At 57.5% G+C, this 15,345-nt stretch carries 17 protein-coding genes and 2 pseudogenes; 10 read left to right on the top strand and 9 right to left on the bottom strand.

The window, feature by feature from the left end:
* The 4 genes and pseudogenes from AruPA_RS20310 to AruPA_RS20295 all read left to right on the top strand — a co-directional run.
* On the top strand, nucleotides 1-465 hold a 465-nt coding region (locus AruPA_RS20310), incomplete at its 5' end, for an ATP-binding protein (protein ID WP_265638568.1).
* 420 nt (nucleotides 466-885) lie between these two features.
* A pseudogene (locus AruPA_RS20305) lies at nucleotides 886-1,212 on the top strand (secondary thiamine-phosphate synthase enzyme YjbQ).
* Between the two features lie 232 nt (nucleotides 1,213-1,444).
* Nucleotides 1,445-2,614: a zinc-dependent alcohol dehydrogenase gene (locus tag AruPA_RS20300; protein ID WP_265638567.1), complete on the top strand. Its 1,170-nt coding sequence runs from the start codon at nucleotides 1,445-1,447 to the stop codon at nucleotides 2,612-2,614.
* Between the two features lie 72 nt (nucleotides 2,615-2,686).
* The gene (locus AruPA_RS20295; RefSeq protein ID WP_265638566.1) at nucleotides 2,687-3,382 is read left to right on the top strand and encodes an HAD family hydrolase; all 696 of its coding nucleotides are present in this window, start codon (nucleotides 2,687-2,689) and stop codon (nucleotides 3,380-3,382) included.
* A 173-nt stretch (nucleotides 3,383-3,555) separates the two neighbouring features.
* On the opposite strand, the gene AruPA_RS20290 is transcribed toward AruPA_RS20295, so the two are convergent.
* On the bottom strand, nucleotides 3,556-4,899 hold the full coding sequence (locus AruPA_RS20290; protein ID WP_265638569.1) for an IS1380 family transposase: 1,344 nt from the start codon (nucleotides 4,897-4,899) through the stop codon (nucleotides 3,556-3,558).
* A 141-nt stretch (nucleotides 4,900-5,040) separates the two neighbouring features.
* Here AruPA_RS20290 and AruPA_RS21895 point away from each other — a divergent pair, with 141 nt between their 5' ends.
* On the top strand, nucleotides 5,041-5,199 hold the full coding sequence (locus tag AruPA_RS21895) for a transaldolase family protein (RefSeq protein ID WP_408859074.1): 159 nt from the start codon (nucleotides 5,041-5,043) through the stop codon (nucleotides 5,197-5,199).
* Between the two features lie 148 nt (nucleotides 5,200-5,347).
* Nucleotides 5,348-5,551, top strand: a pseudogene (locus AruPA_RS20285) (transposase); the annotation flags it as partial.
* Nucleotides 5,552-5,579: 28 nt separating this feature from the next.
* Here AruPA_RS20285 and AruPA_RS20280 read toward each other — a convergent pair.
* Nucleotides 5,580-7,205, bottom strand: a complete 1,626-nt coding sequence (locus tag AruPA_RS20280) for an ISL3 family transposase (RefSeq protein WP_408859072.1) — start codon at nucleotides 7,203-7,205, stop codon at nucleotides 5,580-5,582.
* Between the two features lie 912 nt (nucleotides 7,206-8,117).
* On the opposite strand from AruPA_RS20280, the gene AruPA_RS20275 reads away from it, so the two are divergent.
* Nucleotides 8,118-8,966 (top strand): N-acyl amino acid synthase FeeM domain-containing protein, encoded by an 849-nt coding sequence (locus AruPA_RS20275; protein ID WP_408859069.1) that lies wholly within the window; start codon nucleotides 8,118-8,120, stop codon nucleotides 8,964-8,966.
* A gap of 451 nt (nucleotides 8,967-9,417) precedes the next feature.
* On the opposite strand, the gene AruPA_RS20270 is transcribed toward AruPA_RS20275, so the two are convergent.
* From AruPA_RS20270 to AruPA_RS20240, 7 genes are all read right to left on the bottom strand, one after another.
* Nucleotides 9,418-10,452 (bottom strand): IS630 family transposase, encoded by a 1,035-nt coding sequence (locus AruPA_RS20270; RefSeq protein ID WP_265638563.1) that lies wholly within the window; start codon nucleotides 10,450-10,452, stop codon nucleotides 9,418-9,420.
* Between the two features lie 32 nt (nucleotides 10,453-10,484).
* Complete coding sequence (locus AruPA_RS20265; protein ID WP_265638562.1) at nucleotides 10,485-10,889, bottom strand: CBS domain-containing protein; 405 nt, start codon at nucleotides 10,887-10,889, stop codon at nucleotides 10,485-10,487.
* Nucleotides 10,890-10,990: 101 nt separating this feature from the next.
* On the bottom strand, nucleotides 10,991-11,122 hold the full coding sequence (locus AruPA_RS20260) for a hypothetical protein (RefSeq protein ID WP_265638561.1): 132 nt from the start codon (nucleotides 11,120-11,122) through the stop codon (nucleotides 10,991-10,993).
* A 142-nt stretch (nucleotides 11,123-11,264) separates the two neighbouring features.
* Nucleotides 11,265-11,513, bottom strand: a complete 249-nt coding sequence (locus AruPA_RS20255; RefSeq protein WP_265638560.1) for a hypothetical protein — start codon at nucleotides 11,511-11,513, stop codon at nucleotides 11,265-11,267.
* Nucleotides 11,514-11,546: 33 nt separating this feature from the next.
* Nucleotides 11,547-11,939, bottom strand: coding sequence for a hypothetical protein (locus AruPA_RS20250; RefSeq protein ID WP_265638559.1), 393 nt, complete (start codon nucleotides 11,937-11,939; stop codon nucleotides 11,547-11,549).
* Entirely contained in the window at nucleotides 11,939-12,157 is a 219-nt protein-coding gene (locus AruPA_RS20245) for a hypothetical protein (protein WP_265638558.1), read from the bottom strand. Before AruPA_RS20245 ends, AruPA_RS20250 begins: the two co-directional genes overlap by 1 nt.
* Nucleotides 12,158-12,471: 314 nt before the next feature.
* Nucleotides 12,472-12,915 carry a hypothetical protein gene (locus tag AruPA_RS20240; RefSeq protein WP_265638557.1) on the bottom strand — a complete coding sequence of 148 codons (444 nt, stop codon included), beginning with the start codon at nucleotides 12,913-12,915 and terminating at the stop codon, nucleotides 12,472-12,474.
* Nucleotides 12,916-13,260: 345 nt separating this feature from the next.
* Between AruPA_RS20240 and AruPA_RS20235 the strand changes: the two genes are divergently transcribed.
* From AruPA_RS20235 to AruPA_RS21890, 3 genes are all read left to right on the top strand, one after another.
* A complete protein-coding gene (locus AruPA_RS20235; RefSeq protein ID WP_265638556.1) occupies nucleotides 13,261-14,493 on the top strand; it encodes a cyclopropane-fatty-acyl-phospholipid synthase family protein in 1,233 nt (410 codons plus the stop codon).
* A 313-nt stretch (nucleotides 14,494-14,806) separates the two neighbouring features.
* A complete protein-coding gene (locus AruPA_RS20230) occupies nucleotides 14,807-15,091 on the top strand; it encodes a hypothetical protein (protein ID WP_265638555.1) in 285 nt (94 codons plus the stop codon).
* On the top strand, nucleotides 15,091-15,345 hold a 255-nt coding region (locus AruPA_RS21890; protein ID WP_408859067.1), incomplete at its 3' end, for an SOS response-associated peptidase family protein. The genes AruPA_RS20230 and AruPA_RS21890, both read left to right, overlap by 1 nt.

Raw genomic sequence — 15,345 nt, 5'->3', positions numbered from 1 at the left:
AAGGCGGAGCCGATCCTATTGATCGGCGAAGCGGGCACAGGGAAGACGCATCTGGCGACGGGGTTATGCGTGGCCGCCTGCCGTCAGCGCCGGCGGGTGCGGTTCACCACGGCGACCGCGATGATCAACGAACTGGCAGAGGCGGCGCACGCCAATCAGCTCAGCCGCGCACTCGGCCGCTGGGAACGGCTCGACCTGATCTGCATCGACGAGCTCGGCTACGTGCCGCTGGCGGAGACCGCGTGCGAGTTGATGTTCCAGGTGATCGCCGACCGGGCGGAGAAGGCGGCGGTGATCGTCACCACCAACCTGCCGTTCTCCGAATGGTCGCAGGTCATCCCCAATCCGCGCCTGTGCAAGGCGCTGATCGACCGCCTGACCGACCGTGCCCACATCATCACAACCGGCACGGACTCCTACCGCTTCCGCCGCACCACGGCGCAACGGACGGCCAGCAAATCATGAACAGGAAGGAGAAAAACAACCGCTGACAGGCAGTGCCGCCCCGCGGGGCGGCACTGCCTGTCCAACCCCCGGAGGTGGGCCAATATTCGTCAGCACAAGTGGGCCAGAATCCATTGTCACAGCCAACCACGCCGCCAACCTGGCCGCCTGATCAATCGGGTCTCGGTCAAATCGCTCCTCATCCGATCAACTTGACAATGCCCTTCGCCGACATCCCGCTCGACCTGGTCCGGAAATGGCCCCGTCATGCCCATCTCCCCCCCAGCGCAATCTACGCCAACGCGATCGACTCGGGAAAGCAGGTGACGCGCGACGGATGTGGGGATGAGATAGGCGTGGCATCGATTGACCATCGAGACCAGGAGCAAGGGACTGACCGAGGTCATCCGGCTGATAATCGAGTAGACTGCGGCGCAGGCCATTCCGACCGGATTGTCGAAAGTAAGGTGCCGACACACGTCGACCTCCCTCACGGTTCAGGAAAACGCTGACCCCACCATGCGGGCCGATATCTTCCGGTTTTTTTCGAAGCGCTGGTTCCTAAGAGACCGGCGCTATGCACATGAGGACGAATGACCGGATGATACGCCGGCCCATCTACGGACGATGCTGACCGAAACCCAGATCAGCATTGCAGTGGCAGACGGGCGACCGGTTTTCGGGACCTGGCAGGATCTCTATCTTTTCCACCATTGGCGCCGACCCCACCAGCGCGAGGTCGCGCTGAATTTGTTTGCATTATTATAGTTTCACTGTCGGACAAGCTTACTGCCGAAATACGCAAATTTATCCCGCAATGAAAATTCGAGCATTTGATTCCGCTTGTCAAGCAGATCGGTACTGCCAATCTTGAGTAACCGTGAGTTACGGCTCGGAATACTGATATTCGGAAGGTGAGCCACTTCATCCTAACCGTTCGGTTTTGCGGTTGAAAATTGGTACCTGCAGCGACTTTTCTACTAACCCTAAGGATCGTCTCATGAAGGCTCTATGCTGGCACGGCAAAAATGACATCCGGTGCGATACGGTGCCGGATCCAAAAATCCAACATCCGAAAGATGTGATTATTCAGGTATCATCGTGCGCAATATGTGGCTCGGATTTACATATTTTTGATGGAGTCATCCCAGGCATGGAGGCAGGGGACGTCCTGGGCCACGAGACTATGGGACAGGTTGTCGAGGTCGGGCAAGATGTATCCAATCTCAAAGTCGGCGATCGGGTAGTTGTCCCGTTCACCATTTCCTGCGGCGAATGCTTTTTCTGCAAGCGCGGATTTTTTTCTGGATGTGAACGGACAAATCCGAACTACAAGATTGCTGAGAAAACGTGGGGTCATTCCCCTGCCGGCCTGTTCGGTTACTCACACATACTAGGCGGATATGCTGGTGGGCAGGCGGAATACCTTCGGGTACCTTATGCAAATGTCGGCCCTGTAAAGGTGCCTGAACATTTGAACGACGAGCAGGTCTTGTTTTTATCGGACATTTTTCCGACTGGATACATGGCGGCCGAAAACTGTGGGATTCAGAATGGAGACACGATCGCTGTTTGGGGATGTGGTCCAGTCGGTCTGTTCGCCATTCGCAGCGCTTTCATGCTTGGCGCCGGGAGGGTGATCGCCATCGACACCGTCCCTGAGAGGCTAGCCTTAGCCGAGCAATGCGGCGCTATAATCGTGGATTTCAAAAAGGAGGATATCTACGATCGAATTCAAGACCTGACGGATGGTCGCGGTGCCGATGCGTGTATCGACGCCGTCGGAACGGAGGCAAGTGCCACCGGGTCCATCGACTCCATCATTGACCGCGTGAAAGTCGCCACCTTCATGGGAACGGATCGGCCCCATGTTCTGCGCCAGGCTATAAACTGCTGTCGCAATTTCGGCACCATCTCCATCGTCGGCGTCTATGGCGGATTTCTTGATAAGATCCCTATGGGCTCGGCCATCAATCGCGGCCTGACATTCAAAATGGCTCAGACGCCGGTTCAGAAATACCTTCCCCATTCGTTGGAGAAAGTCGAAAATGGCGACATCGATCTTTCATTCGTGATTACGCACCGCGCTGCGCTCGCTGATGGGCCCGAACTTTACAAGACGTTTCGAGACAAAGTCGATGGTTGCGTCAAAGTTGTCCTTCACCCTTAGGACCTACGCAAGCAAACCCGGCAAGCCTCCGCGCTGATAGATAAAATTTAACCGCCACTGCACTTCTGAAAGATGAAAATGGTAAAGGCCGTAATATTTGATGTTGATGGTACGTTGGTCGATTCCGTCGATCTTCATGCGTGGGCGTGGCGAGACGCGCTGGCCGAATACGGGCATCCCGTTACATTTGATCAGGCTCGATCCCAGATTGGGAAGGGTGGCGACAAGCTGCTACCGGTATTCCTTACAGAGGCTCAGCAGACTTCGTATGGCGAAGAGATGGAAGAATGGCGTGGAAAACATTTCAAATCGACGTATCTTCCCATGGTGCGTCCCTTTGCAGCCGTACCGGAGCTTTTTCATCGCATTCGCGCCGACGGGCTAAAAATCGCCGTGGCATCATCAGCTAAAAAATCAGAACTGGAGACCTATCTCGCCATTGCTGAGATCGAGAACCTGGTGGATGCCAGCATCTCGTCAGAGGACGCAGAACAATCCAAACCTGAGTCCGACATTTTCGATGTGACGCTCCAAAAGCTCGGCCTATCCGCGGGTGAAGCGATTGCCATCGGTGACACACCTTATGATGCTGAAGCCGCTCGTAAGGCAGGAATTCGGGCAATCGGGTTTCTGTCCGGCGGTTTCAGTGAAGCCGAGCTACGTCGCGGCGGCTGTGAAACCATCTATCCCGGACCTGCGTCCCTTCTCGCGTGTATTGAGACCTCTCTGCTTTGCGGTCGTCAAACCGCCGAGGAGATCGTGAAATGACAAACCCCCTACGCGATTTTGCCCATCTTATTCACTCAGCGGCGTGAAGATTGCCGTTTTGGAATTTGGCCGCGCGTGAACGTTGCGATTCATGGTCGCATTTTGGGTTCGGGATTTGGTCTGCGTTGGGGGTTGATCGGATTGGGCTGGCTCTGGGGCGTTGGCCCCATCGGTCATGGGCCGGCTGGCTGGAGGCATCGCGCCAGGCTTGCGAACAGTTCGGCCTCGGGATGTGCTGCGGCGAGCGCGATGCGCACGCGGGTGGCGGTTTCGGTGATGCGTGCGGCGATCTTGATCAGGCGTAGGCGCAGGGTGATGAACTCGGCGTTACCCAAAGGTTGCAGCACGGGGATCGCGTCACGCAGCTTCAGCATCAGCCCGTAAGCGCCGGTATGCAGGATCAGGCGAACCTGATTGGCAAGCGGCGAGCGGCAACTCGTGCGGTCTGACGACAACTGGCTTTTGTGCAACTTGATCAGATTTTCGGCTTGGCCGCGGGCGCAATACAATGTCTCGTAAAGCCATCGGGCGCTACCGCCGGCGAGGTTGGTGACGACGTAGCGAATATCCAAACCTTTCATGCTGGCCTCGATGCGTGCCGCCACCCGGCGTTGGCAGTGCCAGGATTTGGCACCGTAACTGGTTTCGGTGAAGTCGCGTACCACAGGCTCCAGTCCTTCGGCGCGCCGCACCCGGACATCGTCGGCGGCAGTCGCGACCAGACGATCCAGCACCGCGTTGCCAGTCAGGCCAAGGATGTAATTCACGCCGTTGGCCTCGCACCATGCCATCACCTCGGGGCGACCGTAATGACCATCACCGCGAATGGTGATGCTGGTTGTCGGCCAGTGCAGGCGGATCCGCCGCACCAGGCGCCGCAGATAACCGCGCACTTCCTTGCCTGAAGGCGTGGAACCGGGCCGCAGCAGCACCGCCACCGGGCGCGAGGTGGCGGTGTCATAGACATGGATCGGCAGGAAGCAGCGTTCGTCGTAATGCGCGTTGAACAGCGAAAGCTGCTGATGTCCGAGCACGACATCGACGGTATCATCGATCTCGAGCGTGACGCTGCGAGGCGCGACAGGGTAGCTCGCGCAATAGAGGTCGATCATGGCGTAGCTCATGCGGATCACCGCGCGCAGATCGGGCTGATTTTCCCAGCGCGAGATGGTCGGTTGCGAGCACAGGTCGGCGTCACTGTCGGGCAGCCGTCCGCAGGCCAGTTTGAAGCCGGGATCACCCCGCAGGTGATCGAGATCATCGCCATCCTCATAGCCGCACGCAATGGCCAGCATGCGCGCGCGCAGGATATCGGCGACGCTGTGGGTGATGAGCCGCGGATTGCGCGGATCGGCAATCAACCTGGCGAGCTTTGTCGCAATGCCGAGCGACTTTTCAACCGCGCCCAGAAGCATGACCCCGCCATCGGACGTCAGCCGCCCGCCATCAAACGCCGCCATGACTTTCTTGCGCCGCACGGATGGTAGAGAAAACGGAAACAGGGTATTTTCGATCATGGCGGGCGTGGCACAGTCCGGTTCGAGCAAGGTTGGCGTCAGCACCCATACTTCTGCTCAAAATCAACGACTTATACCATGCCCGCCAGCGAATCCCTGACATGCCGCGAATAAGATGGGTTAGCCCAAGCGAAGGTTTCGATCTGGCTCGACGATCTCAGTAGGTCCCAGATTACGTCAGGGAGCCTGGCGCAGATGGTCGCTAAAAGCGACATCGTTGGCATCACCACAAACCCCACTATTTTCGCAAAAGCGATGAGCGAGGGAACGGGATATGACGAGCAGATACCCTTGCGGTGATTCCGGGGCGTGTTAAACGGTGGAACGACGAAGCAGTTGGCCGCTGGATCGAAGCCGCCAAACAGTCTGAGAGCCTGACCGCAAAAGATAGTTGAGCGATTTCAGTAGGTTGTGATTCTGTCGGTTTGCAACAACAGACGGATTCCCAATGGCTTGGACTGAAACCGCTCGGCAACGATATTGCCGGGCCGGATTGCGCTACGCAAGCGACCTCACCGACGCCGAATGGGCCTTGATCGAACCATTCATGCCCTTGCCGCCGCATCGAGGCCGGCCCCGCACGGTGGTGCTGCAAAGGATTGTGGAGGCCATCTTCTACATGCTGTCGACCGGTTTCCAGTGGCGGCAGATCCTGTCAGTTTCCCTTAAAGGGCTCTGCCTCAATTCGTGTGATTCGGGTCGACTCTGAGGGGCATCATTCGCGCGCGGAGCAAATCGACGCCCGCACGGCCGTACATCGCCCGTTTCAGCGTGTTCAGTCGGTTGATCTGACCTTCAGTCTGACCGTTGCTCCAGGTTTCGGTTATTGCATTGCCAACCGCCGCCAAATCTTGGCGCAGCGTATGGACGAAGCGGCGAATACCATAAAGTGTTGAGAGGTCGGCGTCATGCAGCCAGACGGAGAGCTTTTCGACGTCGCCGCCGCGTAGAATGCCCCTGAAGCGCATGGCCAATGCTCGCATCGTGGCGAATGCGGGAGATATTGTCTTGAACGCATCCACTTTTGCCGCTTGGGCGTCCGTCAGCAAGCCGCGCGGCTTGACACACAATGCAGCGGCCACGATCGGCGAGACCAGATGTCCGGTCAACGGATCGATCAAATTGGGCGTGGTAGTCGCGGCGGCATCGACAGTGACAGGGCGCCCGGCACGGTGCCAACCCGCCAGCAGCCGGCCCAGATGAGATAGGCTGCCGGTGTAGCCAAGGTCTCTGATCTCCAGCAGCAAGGCCCGCCCGGACGTGCAGCCCTCGGCCCAGCGTCGAGCAAGATGGTCGTGAAAACCGCTTGGTGTGTTCGGCTTCGGCGCCATCACGTTGCGCTCTGGCAGCGCATCGAGTTGCATCCATTTCGTAACGGTGCGCCGACTGAATTTCGTCTGACGGACAATTGCGGTGATGCGGTGACCGGAAAGTTGCAAAGCTTTGACCTGGTTGAACTTGTCCGTATTAACGGCCCTGCGGCCTATTGAACCCAGTTGCCGATGTTCTATCAACGCTGGCTGCCGCCCGTGACCAATCCATTCAGCGAGGATCACGGGCTCGGCCTCGGTAAGCGACGGCGAGGGTTGCCTGTTGGGCCGAGGCGCGCGGCTCAATTGCTGCTCGACCGTCTTCTGGAAGTTCTGCAGCAAGTGGAAGCGATCGGCCACCTGCTTGGCCTGCGGCGCGCCCTGGCGAGCGCCTTCCGCGTAGAGACCGGCGCGATCTCGGCTGACGATCTCAATACCGGGATGCTGCGCCAGCCAATGGCCGGTGGCCTCTGCCGAACGGTCAGGCAGCACGTCAACCCCCTCGCGACGTTCAAGGTCGACCATGATCGTCCCGTAGCGGAACCCCTTCTGCCAAGCCCAGTCATCTACCCCGACCACCCGCACCGTTGCGGCCTCGGCGGGCGCGCCAGCATGGCGCTTGAGATGACGCAAAATCGTGTCATCACTCTGTGGCAGCCCCAGGCTAACCATCAGGCGCTCTGCCGGACGACCGCCGGCGGCATGGCCGAAGAGCCGGGTCAAATCGGCCACCCGGCAGGTCCTTCGAGCAGACGGTGGGGCGATTTTGGGAAGCCGATCGCTGAACGTCTTGCGCGCGCACCCTTGGTTCTGACATCGCCATCGTGAAAGGCAGATGCGCAGCGTGACCGGCGTCCCCTGAGCCGGCAGGTCCTGCAGAAGGCGAACCTGCGAACCGTGACGCCGGCTAGATCGCACATCACATCCGGGACAACGAGCGCTCCCCCGTCCCACGGCCGAGACCGTCCAGCGCCCGTCGCGGCACTCCGACCCCAAGAGCTCGAGGCCAGATCCAAGCACCCATATTGCATTTTTGATCATGCCACATCAGCCCAATCTCCGTTCCATCCGTCAAGCAGCACCACGATCACACGAATTGAGGAAGAGCCCAATTCTGTATCCAAGAAGGCCAAACAACCACTGTAGCAGCCGTGTGCATATATCGTGCTCAACGCGACCGGGGGAGTGCCGGTCGGTGAAAGAGGCGCTGAAGCAATCGGTCACCCGGATTGCCCGATCTGCCGCATCGGGCTGCTCGGCACCAGCATCCGACTGACCGCGCTGCCGTCGAAACCGGCGACCAGGACGCGGCCGCAAACTTAATCAAATTCGAAGCTCTACGCGCGACGCACTGCCGGTATGGAGGCACTCATTGCATCGAGAAATTCCTTTGTTGCAAGAGAACATCCGCCGACTCAGCGCACCGATGCACCCACCTGGATGAAAAAGGAAGATTAATCCAATTTTTTCCAAGGAAATCGGGCATCACTACGGCGGCAGGCGGCCGTCGACTGGGTTTGAGACGTGCAACTATACCAGGCTGCAGTACACACGCGCAGAACTCCGCAAAAAACTCACGTAATCAATGTTGATAATGTAACGTATGACATTATTTTCATTATTTTTAATTAACTCAGTATTCAGCCAGAAGCGCTATGAGTTTCAAGCGATTAGCTAAGCTTTGGACCATAGCTATTGCGAATCAACGATCTGCGTGACCTTGCTAAACCTATCAAAAACTGGTCCGTCGCTGCTTGAGGCCTCTTCTGGGAAATATTCTTACAAGAGCAGAGCTTCGTTTGCATGAGACCGTCATACCGTCTCCTGCTCAACGACGGTTCGTACCCGAGACTACAACTCTAGGTTTAGTTCAACGATGAAAGAGCTACTGACGGTAAATTATTACTAATGACGTGGAGAGAGCTAATGCCCCAAAAGTTAAACCATAGCGAGACAAACTCGCTACGAAATTTCGCTGCCCCTAATCGGCGTGTTCGCAGATCTCTCCAAGCGCGCTATGCATGCACATCCCCAATCAAGGAGCAGGCCTATCGTATCCGATACGAAGGATATTTGGCTCATGGGTATATCGACGCTAATCCTCGAGGAATTCTATATGATCACTTCGACAATGAGTACCATGCCCCGTCTGTAGTGATTTATGACAACGGTAAGGCGGTCGGCACAGTTCGGCTGTGTAATTTCGATTCCACGCAATCGACCAGTGTGACTGATAAGCTCCCATCAGCGGAATTATTTGAACTGACCGCCGAAAAAATCCGTACGCGATTCTGCCAGAACGTTTCTGATGTGCGGGCCATTGAGATCTCAAAACTAGCCAAGATCCCCGAATGTGAGTCTGACCTGGGGATTACGATGGCCCTTTTCAAAATGCTAAAAATTGTGGCAATCGCAATGCGGACCCATGTGGTTTTCGCTTCTGTTCGAGTCCCCCACATGAGTTTGTATAGCCGACTTGGATTCAGAATTGTGGAGGAGCCTCGGTATTTTGCCAAAGATAATATCGTACTTGGATTGATGGCATGCCAGCCGGATGATTTCCGCTCGATCCAAGATTGTGCCGAGCGCATCTTTCACGGCCCGAAAGCGCTGGGTACAAACGAAATCCACGAGACCGCGGCGACCTTTTTCAGAGGTGAGATTATAGACGTGTTTCCGCATGATTCTGCCGAAAATGGGGCTGATGCAGAAAGATTTCGTGAGGATCAATATCATCTAGAACAGCATGCGGCTTAAAAATAATGACTCACTGCCGATCATGCTGGCGCCATGGCGGATTGTCTCGCCCACCCAGATGCAAAAGCCGGAGCGAAAAATATAGATGAGCGAATTCACCGTAATGTGAGCCAGTCGGTTTGGGATAACGGACGGATCACGATGGCCTGGGCCAAAGCCGTTCTCCGGCGATACGGCTGGATCGCGATTTACTATGCAAGCAATTTTACCAACGCGGACTGATCATTGATCCAGCCGTTCACGCCGGCACCATTTCGGCGTGGCCCCGCGCTTGGTATTGCTGCGGTTGGTCGTGGAGGCGATGCTGCACATACTTCCCACGCTTTTCTAGCTGAGGTACGCGGTCCGGGGGACATACATTGCCTATATGCAGCAAGATAAGCGCACCCAATGGAATGCGCTTATCTCTCTCCGTCCGATCAACGAAACGTTCGAAGATGGGTCAGTTTACTCAGCAGTCGGTAATATAGGCGACAGTCGGTGCTTTAAAAAATGATTGGACGAGACGTGGTTTGCGCTTGATGGCGGCGAGTTGGGCTTCGATTTTGTCTTGAAGTTTTTCGCCTTGGCGTAACGGAGTTCTGGCGACGCCCGTGCGCTTCATATGGCTCCAGACCAGTTCATCGGGGTTCAGGTCAGGGGCGTAGCCAGGAAGAAAATGCAACGTCAGCATTCCATTGGTCGACGCCACGTAGGCTCTCACCAGCGCTGTTTTGTGGGCCGGCAACCCGTCGAGGACCAGGTGTACCGGCCTTATGCGGTACCGCATCATCCGGCGTAGCAGCACGACGAACAACTCAGCATTCAGCCCGCCTTCGTAGGTGCAATACCAGAACCCGCCGCGCGCCGTGATCGCCGAGGCGGCGCTGATCGATTGCCGCTGACCAGGACGCTCGATGATCGGCGTCTGCCCCTTCACGCCCCACGTCTTGCCATGCACTGCGTCGGCCCGGAAACCGGACTCGTCCCAGAAAAAGACGTCGCCGCCACAAGACTTTGCCTGCTTGGCGATTTCAGGAAACCGCTCGCGTCGCCATGCCTCGATCGCCTCCGGGTCGCGCTGATAGGCACGCTGCAACGGCTTTTGCGGCGTCAGGCCCAGCTTCGCCAGCAGTTCGCCCACCGCCGTCACACCGAGTTGGATACCGAACTTGCGCTCGATCAGTTCAGCTACAACGTGCCGCGTCCACAACCCGAAATCCATGCCGTATTGGCGTGGATCTCGGCCATTGACCCAACGCAACACCTGCTGCTCCTGGCGTCGCGTCAGGCGCCGTGGCCGGCCGGTTGCCGGACGTGACCGCAACGCTTTCATCCCGACCCCGGGCTTCGATGCCGCAGCAAGCCATTTATAAATCGTCGTGCGGCTGAACCCGTATGAAGCAATCACTGAGGAAGCCGCTTCGCCCTCCCGCACTCGCTCTACGGCCATCAATCGGATGGTTTCCAGGGTACGATGATCAAACCTTCGACCGTCACATTTCATTCCAGATTTATATCATACTCGTAACCATACGTCTAGCAAAATGTCGCCTTAATTACCGACTGGTGAGTAAAATCACCCAGCGACATAACCGCAAGAATCTGGCCGTTTTCATCAACCACGGGCAAATGTGGGAACCTATCATTGGACATTTGGCGTATCCAATCGATTACTTCGTCATTGGCCTGAGCGACCCGTAATTCACGTGTCATGATCTCGCCGATAGTGGTGGTGTTTGGATCACGCCCAAGAGCCAGCAAGCGACGGAGCAGGTCACGTTCGGTCATAATACCGTCGAGACTACCGCCATCGCCTGTGATGACCACCGAGCCAATGTTGCGCTCCGCCATCACCGCGACCGCTTCGGCCACCGATTGACCCGCCTGAAAAATGACTGGTTTAGGCTTGTTCCTGAACTCTGGGCGTTCTTTAATTTTCATGGCGGTTCCTGTATCTTACATCGGGGGTCCTATAGATCGTGCCCCATGGAGTGGTGCAGAGATGGCTACGTCATCGCGCTCTCCGGCCGGGTGGGCCGGGTTTATCGGGCTGCTGCGGCGGGCAGCTTGATGATGTGTTGTTCGCACAAACCGGCTATTGTTTCCAGCATCATGTAGCGTCCGCACTGAACCGTACGTTCGTCGTTCAGTTCGAGCAAGATGGCGTCGACCATTACCTGGAAAACCTCAGTTTCAGGCGTAGGCGGCAACAGAGGCGTGATCCGCATCGCTCGAGCGAGAAACATGAGCAAGAGTCAACATTCATTGCAGTCATGACACCCTGAGGCGACATCCGCCCGTCAGAGCCAACTCTGCTCAGGAGAAAATTTTGATGACACCGCTGCCGACAGCATGTGTCCAGGGCGCGGAACCCTCATGGTCGCCACCGCAATCCTGGTCACAACGATCGTCCGGAACGATGATGCCGAACGGTCGATCGTTTTCATAATAGCTGCCCGGGTTTGTCTGATACCGTGCTCCGAGTTGCTGGCTGACGCTTGGTTTGACCCCGCGGCGCAAGCCGGTATCGGACTGGCTGAGCCAGTCCGAGATCAGGCGGCGCACAATGAAGGAGGGGCCTCTTGCATCGTCATCTCCTCATGACCAGCCGATGTGGGTGGCACCGTTGGCACGGCTTTCGCGTGCCATGACGGCGAGCTGGTGCAGGCGTTTCTGGACATATCCCTCTGTGCGAGCGCCGATGATGATCGCCATGCCGTAGTCGGTGTTGCTCGTGCGGATCTCCTGCGCGGGTGAGGGCCGATCGATCGCACCGCGCAACGCGCGGGTCGTGCGATCGAGGAACAGCTCGATCGAGACCGGCTCGTCGCTGACGCTCATATCCGGGTAACCAAGGGCTTCCAGCACATCGAGCGCATTGGCGTTGCACATATTGATGTCGAACCGGTCATCGTCGGTCTCGCATCCTGGTGCGATGGTCCAGACATTGTCCGCGGTGTTGAGGACGTAGGGCATAAAGCTGATGCTCATCACACGGCCTCCGGGAACAGGGTGGCGAGGGTGGTGCCGGCCACCTCGATCTTGCCGATGCCGTCACCGCTGATCGCGTAGCCGCAACCCATTTCGGGATGGCGGCCGAGCCAAGATTGGGCGAATTCCCGGGCAGGTTCGATGGTGTCGAACTCGCGGGTTTCGCTGTAGCGATCCACTGTGCTGTAGCGGACCTTGATGCGGGTTTGGTCGTTCATCGTCGTTTTCCTTTCGATGTTATCTTCTGTTTGAAGACTCCATCGAACGGCCGCCGGCCGCAGAGGCAGGCAAGGGCGCGGCCGGGTCCCTCCGGGACCTGCCGCGGGAACTGAGCCATGCGAAGCCTGCCCCTTGGCAGGCGAGGATGGCGAACCCTTGCCGGCCTCTCCGGGCGGTGGCAGTGCGATGTTTTTTATCGTGTAGTTTGATCTGATCTGATCTGATCTGACCTTATTGACCGTGCCTGTCTTGGCTTGGCTTTGTGGAGCCGGTTTGTGATGTCAGCCCGGCGCCTCGCTGAACGCTTCCCCAATCAGGGGAAGACGCCCACGCGTGAGCCGATCGGGCGGCCGGTTTCATCTTTCAGTGCCGGGTCGGGATCATCGGCGATGCCGAGGGTCGCTGTATCGGCCGTGATCCGGGCCGCGAAACGAAGCGCGCGACTGGCCTGATCGAGCTTGTCGATCGGGAAGGGCACGAGATCCAGCATCCGGCAGGACGGCCACTGGCGGATAATGATGGTGTTGCACACGGCGTCGAGCGACCAGGTGATATATCCGGCCAACGCGCCTTTGGAGACGTCGGCACGAATCAGGCGAAGAAGCGCCAGTTCGGCAGGCGATTCTGGCGCATCCAGCATAGCGCGGAACGCTTCCGTCGTGCGGACGATCGGTCCAGTGTTGTTCCGAGCGGCGTGGGACGCGAGGAGGACGGTCGGCGTCGGGTGTAGCGCGACCACATTGTAGGTGCTGCTCATTTTCTGATCCTTGATTTTGGGGTTATCTTCTTCCTGAAGACAACCATCGCGCGGCCGCGGCCTGACCGGCCGGGCAAGGGCGTGCGCCTCTACCGGCGTGCGGGCCGCCCTATGCGGCCTTCACCCTTGCCGGGACGGGCAGGGCCGTGGCAGGCGGGAACGACCCTGAATGACTTTCCGCGGTCATCATAAAAGGCCGGCCCATTTCGATGATTCAGCAAAGACTGTGAAATTGCCACGACATCGCCGTGATAAACGGATCATACTGAGGCAACATCATGCCAATTGAAACGCTGTTGTGCTTTGGCCATATGCCAATGAGAACTGCATCCGGAGAAGCTCAACATGTTTGCCGCGCTCCTGAAGACAGTCATCCGCAGCGGCGGTCTTTGCATCATCGATAGCACCGGTCGGCCCCATTTGATCGGCGACGGTTCCCCACCGTTGGTGGCCGTCCGTGTCGCGTCCCGCCGAACCGATTTCCAGTTGGCACTCAATCCGAGCCTGATGATCGGCGAAGCCTACATGGATGGAACGTTGACGATCGACTCGGGGTCTCTATACGATTTCATCGACATTCTCGCCCGCAACATGGCGCATCAGGACGATAATGCGTGGATGGCATTACTCGGCCGAGGTCGCAGACTGATCAAACAATACAATCCCATTGCCAAGGCGCGGCGAAACGTCGCCACTCATTATGATCTTTCTGGAGATCTATACAGGCTTTTTCTTGATAATGATCAGCAATATTCCTGCGCCTATTTTCGTACGCCCGATGACACGCTCGAACAGGCGCAGGAGAACAAGAAACGGCATATTGCCGCCAAGCTTATCCTGGATCGCCCGGGTCTGAAAATTCTCGATATCGGCTCAGGCTGGGGTGGACTGGCTTTGTATCTGGCGCGCGTGGCCGATGCCGATGTCACCGGTCTGACCCTCAGCGTCGAACAGCATAAAGTCAGCCAGGATCGCGCGGCCGCGGCTGGCCTCGCCGACCGTGTCCGGTTCGAACTGCGTGATTACCGGCAGGAGACCGGGCACTATGACCGGATCGTGTCGGTCGGCATGTTCGAACATGTCGGCAAGAGAAATTATAACGATTTTTTTCGCGTTCTCGGTAATTTGCTGAACCCTGACGGCGTTGCCCTGCTCCACGCCATTGGCGATGCGGGTATTCCCGGCGCGATCAATCCGTTCATCCGCAAGCACATCTTTCCGGGGGCCGATGCGCCTTCACTGTCAGAATTGTTCACTTCGGTCGAAGCCAGCGGCCTGTTTACCACCGATCTCGAAATCCTCCGCCTCCATTATGCCGAAACACTGTTGCGCTGGCGCCAGCGTGTCGCAGTGCACCGCAGTGAAATCGTGGACATCTACGACGAGCGCTTCTTTCGTATGTGGGAATTCTATCTCACGCTCTGCGAAATAGGCTTTCGCCGCCGCACCAACATGGTATTCCAGCTCCAATTAGCAAAAACCTGGGATCGCGTTCCGATCACGCGCGATTACATGTTCGATGCAGAGCGCCGCCTGACCAACGCACCGCACAGCGAGGCTGAAACCCATCGGTTGTAGACCCGACCAATTCGCTCTTGGGGCAGCAGGACCCTTCGGGTATCGACGATTCCAAGATTTTGAACGATGGTATCCACATCTTCGATGCCGGGGTGGCTGTGTATGACAGGTTCCCTCCAGGTGGTGCATTTATCGACACTAATCGGCATCATTGCCATTGTTGGAGTTATCTTGATCTTGCAGATAAACGCCGCGACTCATGCCGCACGGTCGGGGCGACGACACGCTCAATTGTGTGCCCGCCTTGATCACCGTCACGCGACATGACACGAATCCCGTTTATGGCCTGGTTCGTTTTTCATGAGGTGTTTCAATGGCGCTGGACGGCACCAAACCCGCTGGGCTCGGTCATCGCTGGACCGAGGCCGAGGACCGCATTCTCTATGAGGGGTTTCTCTTCAACGAGAAGCCAAGGACCATCAGCGTAAGATGCGGCAGGAGCCTCTCCGCGATCCGCCAGCGCCTGATCCGTCTTGACCTGATCGACGGGCAGGGGGTGCGCAACAACAACCCGCCGCTGTTCGATCAGATCCGTGCCACGTTTCATGCCAACGCGGTATCGGGTGGCGGCGAACCTGCCGCTGAGACCGATGCCTAATGTGCGGCAGGATCGCCCAGAGCTTCCCTGACGGATCGCTGGATCGCCTGATTGGCACCCCCGGTGCGAAAATTCCTCGCTCATTGCGATGGAACGTCTCACCCGGTCAGAGTGTCGTTGCGGTACACCAAGGCGACGGTCGCGAGCGGCAGTTCTGCATGCCGGAGTGGGGCTTCGTGGCACCCTGGGAGAAGGTTGCCGAACTCGCGCGGATCAAACCGATCAATGCCAAAGCGGAGACCGTGGCGGCAAGC

The organism is Acidiphilium sp. PA (assembly GCF_026191915.1).
Taxonomy (GTDB): Bacteria; Pseudomonadota; Alphaproteobacteria; order Acetobacterales; family Acetobacteraceae; genus Acidiphilium.
The sequence above is the reverse complement of the archived record's forward strand: the minus strand, read 5'-3'. Positions and strand labels throughout refer to the sequence as shown.